Raw genomic sequence first — 11,752 nt, 5'->3', positions numbered from 1 at the left:
TTGATCAGCTAAGGAGAGAATTAGTCAGGTTTTTTAAAGTATTTTAACAAAACACACCAAAAAGGGTCAAAAACCGATCAACAAACAACATGCTGTTGATCAGATTTACCAAAAATGTTGATCTTATAACTCATTGATAAACTAACACTTAACATAGACTATCAACAAATCAACAAAATCAACACTTTTTCCCAACTCTCCACGGAGCCACTAAATCACTGAAATTTCGTATTTGGTCAGAATTATGGGAATAGTACAAAATCTGACATATCCAAGATTTTGACCATGTACATTTGTCCTATTTTATGTACATTTGTCCTATTAGAAAGGTCTATAACGGACAAATGTATATCCCAATCAACCCCTCTTACACTACCCATTATCCAGCTTATTTTTTTGTGGAAATCAAATCCATGACCTATGTCAATGAGGTTAAGCCCTACAGTACTTTTGCTGGATAATTACCTGTACAAGTTTTTGAAGAAGCGCAACAAGCAGAAACGGCTTCGCATCAATCCTAATTTATGTATCGGTCAGAAAGGACCTGACCGTAAACGTATGCTCCATATGCTGGAGCAAGCAGAGAAGTACAACCGTGTGCATGTACTGATGCACAACCCTACACTATCCAGACGGTACCGCCTCCAACGACTGATCAAGGAATGGTTTTGCAAAGAAATGCTGGACTTTGTGCTCTACAATGCCAAGCGTAACCATGGCCATAATGTGCTTTTGATCATCAGTGAGTTTTTGGAGCTTCACCAAATCTCTGAAGATGACCTCCAGCGTGAAACAGCCTACAAGACTTGGCAACGCTCAAACCACAAAAAAGAGCTGGATCATTTTCTCGCCACCAATACAAATGATGATATACTTTTCTAATTGATAACAACATGACAACCTACTCAGGACAAACCAATATTGGCGGACTGGCCAAGATCCAGTACGTACTGGAAGAGGAAATAGCCTCCTTTCCCGAACAAATAGGTGCCAAGCTGGATGGTGATATAGAGCTGTATCCTACCAAGGTGTGGAAGGAAATCTACTTCACGCAGGAAAGCGGCTCACTGACAGTTAAGGAAAACCAAAGTAGCCAGGGAGAATACTTTGATACGGCACTTTCTTTCCAGCTCCCAAAGGTGCGGGAGATTGTAACCACCGAGCTAAGCGAGATAATAGGGAAAGAGTTGATCCTGCTTTGTGAGTATCAGAACGGAGACGTAAGAGCCGTTGGCACCAAGGAGCTTCCAGCCCGGATCACCTATGATGACGGATCAGGCGCTCAAACTGCTGACAAAAACGGGTACCGCCTATCTTGCCGTTATCAGTCAGCTTGTGATATTCCATTCTATGAGGGAGCCACCGAAACAGAAGTCAAGATACCAGACCTTATTGTAGAGAGTGGCAACCCTGAAGCACTACTGGTACAGGGCACCAACAATTATGAATGGGTACATGATCCGGATGCAGGACTTTCCTATCTGTATTTGGAAGATGGTAAAAGCTCCGTATCAGGATTTCAGTTTTGTGATGCACTGATTTCGGGTGATGTAGACCTGAGCGATGCCGGATGGACCAACCTTGTTTACTTATGTTTGAAGAATGCCAATAACCTGAACCTGACTTTGGGTGATTGGATTAAGCAGCAAGATGTTACGGTAGATGTTACCAATGCCATACTCCAAAAGGATAAGCTTTTGTCAATACTGGAACAGGTCGATAACATTGGCAGTAATCAGACCTTTACAGGACGTACCTTTAAGATTGGCGTACTGGTAGATGAGTTTGGGTTTGAGTCTTCAGCACAAGGGTTTCCGCTTATTCCTGGAGAGGAACCAGACCAATCATGTATTGACCTGATGGAAAAGCTGGGCGGAGAGAACTTTGACGGCAACGGGGAAGGCTGGACATTTACGACCGCTACTTTTGGCCTTGTGAAAGTGAAGATGAAGAAAGGGTATTTTGATCTGCGTAACCGTTTTTCTCAGAATTCAGGAGAAGGGCTGATCATTGTCCGGGGACCATACAACAATGTGTTTATCAATGCCACTGGTATGGAATCGTACTATGGTTTGGAGGGATCGATTGTGGAATTTTACCATACGGAACCTGATAGCCTGATAGAGCTTGATATGAAAAAGCTAAGCATCTATAATGTAGATTTTACTGATGCGGCAAATGCTTCTACAGCCACCTATGACCTTTCACTTAACCGTATTGCAGCTGTCTATCTGGACGTGTTCAATGAGCTGTTGCAGGAAGCTGGCAGTCAGATGACCATCAAGCTATGGAGCCACTGGTTTTACCTGAGCTTCTTTGGGGATGACAACTATATAGAGCAGGTACTGAAAAACCCACTGCGGGAAAGGCTGCAATGTGCCAATGTCTTTTTTGAAAAGGATAGCGGATATCAAAGCGACCAAGGGGCATCAAGCAGTATTACCCGATATGCTATTAATGATGATGGTGATATGATGGTATTGGCGGTAGCCAGTGTAAATGATGATCCTAATAACTATCAGGATATAAGCATCAACAATTCAGAATTTGGCAATGATGCCATCAAGGGGACATTTAAAGCATTGTATGCAAGGTTTGGAGACTTTTTCACTATCAATGATCAAACAAATCTGGAGGAAATCATCTTCAAGGAGTCAATTATTGGAGATGAGGTAAATGGCGGAAGACAGTTTATAGCCAACAATAATGCGAATTTACGCCTGATAGACGGTAGTGACTCAAAGTTATCTGTACTTCAGGGCAATGCCTATTTCAGGTTATGGTACAATCCTAAACTGGAAAGGATCTCATTTGCAGATACAGCACTGGTAAGGTTCTATGCAAGGGACAATGATATATTGCAGGAGATTGATATGCCTATCAATTACACAGATGATCGTACTATAGAGCTGAGAATCAACAACCACCCATTACTGGAGAAGGTGAAATCAATACAAACTACCTATGCAGGTGGGTACCAAAACAACAATGGTGTATGTATTGTATCCAACAATCCATTACTGGCAACCATTGGTAATACAGTTGGTACGGCTGACTTTAGTGGGCTTGATTTTGATGTGGATATCAGTGATCCTTCGGATACTGGATACCCTCAGTTTAGCCTGTCGCAAATGGCTTGTGATACTTTGCTATTCTCTAACACTACCAACTTGGGTAAAGGTGACTTTGTGATTTCTTATTTGCCTAACCTTACAGGGGTACTGGACCTGTCAAACGTCAGGATACATAACGAGTTTGGTAATGGGTACCTCTATCTTTTTGAATTGCCATTGGTGACTGGCGTAACACCATTCAAGGCAGGTAGTTACTCAGTAAGGTCTCAGATCCTGTTCAGGAATATGGACTCCATGCCTGATAACTTTGATTATGATTTTGCCAATGTCGAGTTCGGCTTCAGGAGTTACAATTTCTTTTTCAATATAGAGGGTAAAATAAGGAACATGCTTAATGTGAATGGAGAACTGAGAAGACTCAACTACAGGGGAAATGGTATGAGTGGTGTCTTGGATTGGTCGGGTTGTCAGTGGGTGTCCCGCTATAACGATGATGGGAACTCCAATGCAAACTATATCATTACGGAAGGGGATTTGGAAATAACGGTAGCAGATACCAGCGATGTTGTTGCCGATGACTTTACCGTAATCAAAAACAGTGGCGGTACCTTTACTGTCAAGAATGTAAGTGGAACAACACTGGCCACTATATAACAAGAAAGCCTCCCATCACCGGGAGGCTTTTTCACCTTTCTATTGAACAACTTTTTGTCCTACGGGAAAACATCTCCTATCCTGTTATTGCTTCAAAATCGAATCACCGAACTGAAGCGCAATGAATACAGCACTTATTTCTACCATACTTAATAGCGTCTGGGCTATTAATCAAGACTCTGTCAAAGGATTTGTACCACTGATCAACTCCATATTGTCCGGACGTAGTTTCTGGGAAGGAAAAGACCTTGCTCAGCTTCGGGAAGCGCACCGCTCCAACACGATGAATTATACTGTTGCCTCCAGTGGAGTAAGTAAGCAGAGAAGATTCGGGGTTGTCAAGATCCATGGTGTTGTCATGAAGAATGACCAACAGTGTGGCCCTGAGGGGACCATTACCAAATCAAAACAAATTATTGCCTTTGATAATGATCCGGATATTGACGCTATCCTGTTGGATATTGACTCTCCAGGTGGTCAGGCTGATGGTACACAAACATTGGTAGATACAATCCGAAATACCCGTAAACCTGTTGCTGCTTTTGTCAGTGATGGAATGGCCGCTTCTGCTGCTATGTGGATTGCCAGTGCAGCAGATGAGATTATTAGCTCACATGATACCAACCTGATCGGCTCTATTGGTGCAATGATGAATTATGTAGATGACCGTGAGTATTGGGAAAGTTTGGGCGTAAAGTTCAATAGTATTTACGCTGATGATGCCTCAGAAAAAAACAGTGAGTACAGGGCATTGATGGAAGGTAACACTGAACCATATAAGCAAAAAATCCTGAACCCACTTAACAATGCCTTTGTGAACGGTATCAAGAAAAACCGACGTGGAAAGTTGAAGCTAAATCATAAGACCTTGTTCAAAGGAGCCATTTTCACCAGCAGCGAAGCATTGGAAGTTGGTCTGATCGATGCCATTGGAGATGAAAACTTTGCACTCAAAAGGTTATCCGCACTTACAGATAAATCAAATTCTTCAAAAAAGACCAATACCAAAATGTCAAATATCACCACCAACAAATGGGCACGCACTTTTGCAGCTTTAAACGCTACTGAGCTTGACGCTACAGAAGAGGGCGTTGTGCTTAACAACGAACAGATGGATACCATCGAGCAGTCTTTGGCTGCATCAGAAGCGGTACAAACGCAGCTTGAAACTGCCAATGCCAATTTGGAAACAGCCAACTCTGATCTTTCAGCAGCTAACGAAAATATAGCTACGCTTGAGGCTCGTATCCAGGAGCTGGAAAAGAGTCCGTCCGCAAGCAGTACGCAACCAGCTACTGGCAATAGCGACAACGACAGCAGCCCATCTACTGACGCTGAAGCCGCTCACTTTTCTACTGTCGGAAAACAAAGACAGGAGCGTATCGCCAGAATGAGAAAATAATCCTTCACCTTCTAACATTTCATAGAAATGCCTGACGCTATTAATATTGAAGCATTACAGCAATACTGTGAGGAATTTCAGCGAGAGCTGATTACCATCCCCACCACTTCCATGGATGACATTTTCAATCACTTTAATGTCTTGCCAGGAATCAAGGACCGTTATGTTCTTTCCACGCTGCAACTTGAAAAGCTCCTAAAACCTTACGGTAAGGATTGGTCTAAAAAAGCCAATGTGGGTGCCATCAAGCCAAGGACCTTGCAGGTACAGATTGGTGAGGTCAACTTGGAAGAAAACCCATTGGAATACCGTAAGTCATGGTTAGCCATGCTTATGAAAAAGGGTGTCGATGCAAGTGACCATCCTTTTGAGAAAGAATTTTTTGAGCAGATTCTCGCTACTGTAGGTCATGAACTGAATATGGATGTCCTGTTTAATGGCATCTATAACAGTGCTGGTACCGATGCGGTGGATGTGAATAATGGCTTCTTTAAGATCATCACGGATGAGCTTGCCATTGGCGCGCAATCAGCGATAGACAATGCTGGTGATGCAACAGAAGGTTTTGACCTTACAAGAGGTAACGTCATTGCTACAGGTGCAATCACTTCAGCGGATGCACTAACGAAGCTTAAAGACATGTACCGTCAAATTGACGATGCCTTCAGAAGCAGACCTGTTAAGATGTACATGAGTTACAATGTTTACGATAAATATTGTGACGATTACAAAGCCGAGACTGGTGCAAATCCATACAATACCAAGTATGAGCAAACCTACTTGGAAGGCTCAGCGGGTATGTGTGAGATTGTTCCTTTGGCTGGAATGGGTACCTCTCAACGTGTGATCATTTCTCCTGAATGGAATATGTGTGTGGGTATTGACGGTGAATCTGACCAGGAGAAAATCGAGGTAATGAAGACCAACCCTAAAACGTTGGCCATCTTCCTTGCGCTTGCCTTTGGTGTTCAGTTTGCCACCCTAGATGCGGTTTGGATCAACGACCAAGCCTAACCAATAAAGGTCTGATTGATAACGCCAATCAGACCTATTCTCTCACTTCTTACAAATCATATCAATCATGTTAGAAGATGTTTTATGGAACGATGGCGAGCCAAACCCTGGGGACTGGAACAGATCCTTGCCATTGCCAAACTTGAAGATATTGTAACGCTTCCTGTTCCTGTATCTGACGAACCTGCTTATGTAGATAACCTGCTGTCAGATTTGGTGACGATCACGGGAGATATTGTATTCGCCAATACTGTAGGGTTCACGCGTGTCTATGGAACCATTGAGACATTGAAGCTTGATGGGGAATCTCAGGGTGAGTTTGACGGCATGTCAAAATTGAACTCCATAGAGTTTTTGCATCCGGGTTCCAAAGGGGAAATGCTTGGTTTTGACCAGTACACGCAGAATGGCAACTTCATTATCCTTGTGCGTGAAATGGATGGCCAAACACGTATGCTTGGACATCGTGGCTATCCGGCCAAGCGTGTATCTGGTGGAGTTGCTACAACTGGTGCTGCTTCAGCAGATCGAAGAGGTAATACATTCAATTTCCAATCAGCTCGAAAAGGTCCTGCACCTATTTTTATGGGTACTGTAAAGTTGTCTGATGACAGCGTGCAAGATCCATTCACGGGCGTAATCACTCCTGGCGTATAATGAAAGACATCAAAAAGTATTTGGAACAAAAGACACCCTCCTATGAGGCGGGTGTCAGACTATACCTGAAGTACGGCAAGAACCGTAACCTTGTAGCCCTATTCCAAAGAGGAAAGACAGACTACAATGTCCGGAAGCTTAACTCTGTACTGAAGTACATGTACCTGAAGTATGAGCAGGACACAAACAGTAAAAAGGCTCAGGAAGAAAAGGTAAAGCAGGAAAACCAGCCTATTAAACTTGAAGCTGCTGAAGAAACTACAGCAGAGCAGGAAGCTGAAGATACTGAAGCTCCAGCTGAGCAGGAAGCTGAGGAAGTTGATTTCAAGGAAGGCTTAACCGAGCTGACCGAACCTGATGACCGGGTGGATGAGGCAAGCTTGGAACCGCTGTACAAGGAAAGAAGGGCTTTGTATGATGAGTTCAATTTCCTGTTCCATAACAAGCTAAACGCTCAGACTCATATCGAGGAACGAAAGGAAGCCGCTCTCAGGTGCAAGGAGATTGCTATCAAGATACTTCCTGAAGTGCATAACAAACTTGATGCAGCCAAGAACGGGGAAAAGGTAGTGCCAACGCCTGAGCCTACAACTCTATCTGAGGAAGAGCAGGAAGAGGTTAAAAAGAAAATCGTGCATGCTCAGAAGATGATTAGCAAATACAGAAAAGATGATAGCAAGGCCCATTTAGTTGAGAAGTGGGAAGATACCCTTGCTGAACTGAAAGCATCCATCGCGTGAAAAGAAAATTAGGAGGTTACTACAAAAAACTGCTGAATGATAAAGGCAACCTGTTGGACAGGATCAAAGCCAACAGCATTGATGAGTCTGTAGAATTGAGCGCCAAAGAACAGGCTGCTTCAATCCGGATACGTGCTGCATGGTCGATGTTATTGTCTGGACAGAAAAAATCCAATGTAGTAATCTCCTTAATGGATGAGTTCGGTATCTGTGAAAGTCAGGCATACAAGGACTGCAAGGCAGCATATAGGCTTTATGGAAATTTGAATATAGCTGAGAAGGAAGGTCTAAGGGCTATTCATTATGAATTGGCCATGGATGCTTTCAGGATAGCGGCTAAAGCAAAGGATGTAGAGTTTATGCTCCGAGCCAATGAGCAGATGATTAAGCTCTCAAGGCTTGAACAGGCTGACGGTGCTGTACCTGATTTGCCAACACATCAATACTTGATCCAGCTAATTTCAAATGGTGAGGTAATCGATATTGACTTTGAGGACCTTTCCAGCCTTCCTAAGCAAAAACATCAAATGGTGGTTGATGCAATGGAGGAAATGGAAGTAAGTAGGGAAGAAATGAAAATGATACTCGATGGCAAAGAAAAAGAAGAAGAATGATCTTGTAATAAAGCAGCTGAAATTCAATAAACCTCAGCTTCGATACATGATTCACAAGTTTGCTTCTTCAATATCTATTTGGGGAAGGGGAACAGGTAAGTCTTCATTGATTGCATGGCTGATGCACTTGATTGTACAGCTTATGCCTCGCTCAAAGTGGATGCTTGTTGGCAGGACCTACAGTGCCATTTTAAGTAAGACACTTCCCTCTACGGTAGCTTCACTGGAACGGATTGGCTATATCAAGGACTATCATTTTTTCATTGGCCGGAAGGCTCCAAAGCTTTGGGACTGGGATGAGCCTTACGAACCGCCAGCCAAGTATGACAACTGTATTTATTTCTATACCGGGACAATCTTTCAATTTGTATCTCAAGATGGCAATAGTAGTTCTGCAAGGGGTGTCAACTCTGATGGAATTATAGCCGATGAAGGGTTGGAGCTTGACAAGGATAAGTTTGATAAGGAAGTCTCAGCCACCAACCGTGGTAACCTTGACTATTTTAAGCATATCCCTTTACACCATGGTGTTTTCATTTTTAGCTCCATGCCTTATATGAACCAAGCGGATTGGTTGCTGGAATATGGAAGTTATTACAAGGATGATTATCAGACGGATATCATCGACATCAGAAATGAAATTGTTGATCTACAGATAGACTTCCTGCAATCAAAAGAGCAGGAACAAAGGCTGCTGATTTGGGAGGATATCAAGAAGCTTAACAAGCTACTAAAGTACTTCCCTTCCAAAAAAGGGATGTTCTATTCTGAAGCTTCAGCGTTTGACAATATCCAGAACCTTGGCTTTAAATATATAGAGCAGCAATTCAGGGATTTACCGCTATTCATTTTCATGATTGAAATGCTGAATAAAAGACCAGGGAAAGTTGAGGGTGGCTTCTATCCTATGCTGAGTGACAGGTTACACACCTATGTAGCAGAGTCCAACTTCAGTTATCTGGAAAAACTGGGCTACAACCTTGAAGCACTCAGCAAACGAGATAGCCGATTTGATACGGATGTAGACCCAAACAAACCGCTGATCATTTCAGTGGACTGGGGTTCTATAGTATCAACACTACCAGTGTCACAGCAGCATGGACGGGAGATGCGAACAGTCAATGCTTTGTATGTGAAGCATCCGAAACTGACCTATGACCTGGCTAATGATTTTGGAGACTATTACCTCGCGCACCTCAAAAAGGAAGTGACATTCATTGAAGATCATTGGGGCAATACAAAATCGCCAGGATCAAAGACGACTATGAATGATGACTTTGTAGCGCAACTGAGAAAAAGAGGCTGGCGAATAAAACGAATCAATCTTGGCAGACCTGCACTACAATCAGAGAAGTATCAGATTGCTCACAAGATTTTTGCAGGCAACCATGAGCGTATTGACCGCTGGACCTTCAACCGTGAAAACTGTAAATGGCTATTGCTATCTATGATGCAGGCCAAAGTCAAGGAAGGACGCAAAGGCGAAATACAGAAGGACAAGAGCAGGGAGCGGAACGCAAGTGTTGACCAACGAACCACTACCCACTTTTCAGACTCATGGGATTTGCAGGCAGTGGCCGTCAATAAAGGAAAGATCACACCAGGTAGTTCTTTCGTGCCGAATGGCTAAAAAAAATTCTGTACTGGGATTTTCGAAATATCTACTCTAACAATATCAATAAGGCGGTTTTTCAATTTCTAAAACCTTTAAAATTCTATTTAAAGACAAAGTTGACCCCGCCGCGCACTGTTGCAAAAACTTCACCCTAAAGGTGAAAAATATGGTATATGACAGTTCACCCTATGGAAAATACAATCACTAGAACGCACGCAATAGAGATGATGAGGAAAGAAGGAGCAGTCTTTTCCATCACATTTGTCACTGCTGACAGCAACCGTAACCGTGGGGGTGAAATAGTTCACCTTTCGGATTGCCAGTTGCAGGGTATCAGCCATGTACATGGGAATCGCAGGGTGAAGACCAAAGCCGGGAAGATCCGAGAGTTCTGCATTTTCCTGATGACACATTTTAATGATCACCGAGTAATCCCTAGCTAATGAGCGCACAGAGCATATATATCAGTGAGAACGGAGCTGCTGCTTACATCGGTGGTGGTGTCAATGCATTGGTCAAGACCAACATTGGTCCAACCTCCAAGACTTCCAGCAGCAGTTCATCAGGTAATACAGAGATAGCACACTGGGGAAAGAACAACCTCAGACCACAAGAGATGTACGAGGATGTAAGCCGCTCAACAATACTCAAACGGACATTGGAGTGGAAAGCCAAGGCCCTATATGCTGGCGGTATGGTGTACGGTGTCACTGAGATAGATGATAAGGGCAACGAGACGTTTATCCGCAAGCAGGACAAGGAAGTGGAGGAATGGCTCAAGAGAACCAACTTCAAGCGTATGTACCTGTTCCCTGCTTGCCTGGACTACTTCTATTACCATACAGTGTTCCCTGAATTGATCATGGGTAATGGCCGTAATAAGATAGCCAACATCAACCGCATCAAAGCAGCATGGTGCAGATGGGGCCTGATAAAGAGTGGCCCACTCAAGAAATGCTATATCAATCCGGACTGGAAAGCAGCCAAGGAAGAAGACCAGACCATTGTTGATGTCATCAATGTAGAGTATGACCCTATACAATCGGTAAAAGATAGTAAAGCAGATAAGCTGATCTATCCCCTATCATTCCCGGCAATCGATGAGGAATACTATCCGCTCCCTGCATGGGATACCGTCCGTAAGTCCGGTTGGTACGAAGTAGCCATGGGTATTCCTGAGTTCAAGAAAGCTGCACTCAAGAATCAGCTAACACCCGCATTCCATATAGAAATAGCTAAATGGTGGTGGGAGGACAAGTACGAAGAATGGGGCACCATGTCAACCAGTGAAAAGGTAGCTACAGTAAAGAAAGAAATGGAATGGTTTACTGAAACCATGACTGGTACTGATAATGCCATGAAAGCCATCATGACTGCTACAGATGATGACGGAATGGGTAACATCCGAAAGGGTTGGACCATTACCCCAATTGACAATAAGCTGAAAGACGGTGCCTATATCGAGGATTCGCAGGAAGCCAGCTCACACACCCTATTCGCAGCAGGAGTTCACCCAACGCTTATTGGTAGTACACCAGGAAAGCAGATGGGTAACGCTGGCGGCTCGGAGCAACGAGTAGCTTTCAACAACTACATCCTCACTTCTCAGCCTGACCAGGATATCATCTTGGAGCCGGTGCAGTTCATATTCGACTACAATGGGTGGGAGTATGAAGTGAAATTCAAAAACAGCCTGATTAACAAGCTTGACTCAGGCGCTGAAGTAACCGAGAAAACCAATAGCTAATATGTTAATCTCTACACCTGAAGAACTGGCCAACAATCTTGACAACGTCAAGGATGACTTTGATATCGACCTGATAAAACCTGCCATCCGCAGGACAGAGCGCAAGCATATCATTCCAGTGATCAGCAAGGCATTGTATGACCGCATCAATGACAAGTACGAAGCCGACCCTGCTACACTGACAGATATTGAGCAGGAGCTATTGGACGAGATCCAGTCAGCACTCGCTAACCTG

General features: G+C 43.5%; 11 protein-coding genes. All 11 read left to right on the top strand.

What is annotated here, in order from left to right:
• Positions 1 to 420 precede the first annotated feature (420 nt).
• On the top strand, positions 421 to 882 hold the full coding sequence (locus tag V6R21_RS17700; protein WP_334241724.1) for a hypothetical protein: 462 nt from the start codon (positions 421 to 423) through the stop codon (positions 880 to 882).
• A gap of 11 nt (positions 883 to 893) precedes the next feature.
• Positions 894 to 3,728 carry a hypothetical protein gene (locus tag V6R21_RS17695; protein WP_334241723.1) on the top strand — a complete coding sequence of 945 codons (2,835 nt, stop codon included), beginning with the start codon at positions 894 to 896 and terminating at the stop codon, positions 3,726 to 3,728.
• 121 nt (positions 3,729 to 3,849) lie between these two features.
• Positions 3,850 to 5,130, top strand: coding sequence for a S49 family peptidase (locus V6R21_RS17690; protein WP_334241721.1), 1,281 nt, complete (start codon positions 3,850 to 3,852; stop codon positions 5,128 to 5,130).
• 27 nt (positions 5,131 to 5,157) lie between these two features.
• Positions 5,158 to 6,144 carry a hypothetical protein gene (locus V6R21_RS17685; protein ID WP_334241718.1) on the top strand — a complete coding sequence of 329 codons (987 nt, stop codon included), beginning with the start codon at positions 5,158 to 5,160 and terminating at the stop codon, positions 6,142 to 6,144.
• Between the two features lie 84 nt (positions 6,145 to 6,228).
• A complete protein-coding gene (locus V6R21_RS17680; protein ID WP_334241717.1) occupies positions 6,229 to 6,801 on the top strand; it encodes a hypothetical protein in 573 nt (190 codons plus the stop codon).
• Positions 6,801 to 7,541, top strand: coding sequence for a hypothetical protein (locus V6R21_RS17675; protein ID WP_334241714.1), 741 nt, complete (start codon positions 6,801 to 6,803; stop codon positions 7,539 to 7,541). The genes V6R21_RS17680 and V6R21_RS17675 overlap by 1 nt, the downstream gene beginning before the upstream one ends.
• Entirely contained in the window at positions 7,538 to 8,155 is a 618-nt protein-coding gene (locus V6R21_RS17670; RefSeq protein ID WP_334241712.1) for a hypothetical protein, read from the top strand. The genes V6R21_RS17675 and V6R21_RS17670 overlap by 4 nt, the downstream gene beginning before the upstream one ends.
• Positions 8,130 to 9,785: a hypothetical protein gene (locus tag V6R21_RS17665; protein ID WP_334241710.1), complete on the top strand. Its 1,656-nt coding sequence runs from the start codon at positions 8,130 to 8,132 to the stop codon at positions 9,783 to 9,785. Before V6R21_RS17670 ends, V6R21_RS17665 begins: the two co-directional genes overlap by 26 nt.
• Before the next feature lie 173 nt (positions 9,786 to 9,958).
• Complete coding sequence (locus tag V6R21_RS17660) at positions 9,959 to 10,213, top strand: hypothetical protein (RefSeq protein ID WP_334241707.1); 255 nt, start codon at positions 9,959 to 9,961, stop codon at positions 10,211 to 10,213.
• Positions 10,213 to 11,517 carry a hypothetical protein gene (locus V6R21_RS17655; RefSeq protein ID WP_334241705.1) on the top strand — a complete coding sequence of 435 codons (1,305 nt, stop codon included), beginning with the start codon at positions 10,213 to 10,215 and terminating at the stop codon, positions 11,515 to 11,517. The genes V6R21_RS17660 and V6R21_RS17655 overlap by 1 nt, the downstream gene beginning before the upstream one ends.
• 1 nt (position 11,518) lies before the next feature.
• Positions 11,519 to 11,752 (top strand): hypothetical protein (locus V6R21_RS17650; protein WP_334244936.1); only part of this gene is annotated, 234 nt, incomplete at its 3' end.

This window comes from Limibacter armeniacum (assembly GCF_036880985.1).
GTDB lineage: Bacteria > Bacteroidota > Bacteroidia > Cytophagales > Flammeovirgaceae > Limibacter > Limibacter armeniacum.
The sequence above is the reverse complement of the archived record's forward strand: the minus strand, read 5'-3'. Positions and strand labels throughout refer to the sequence as shown.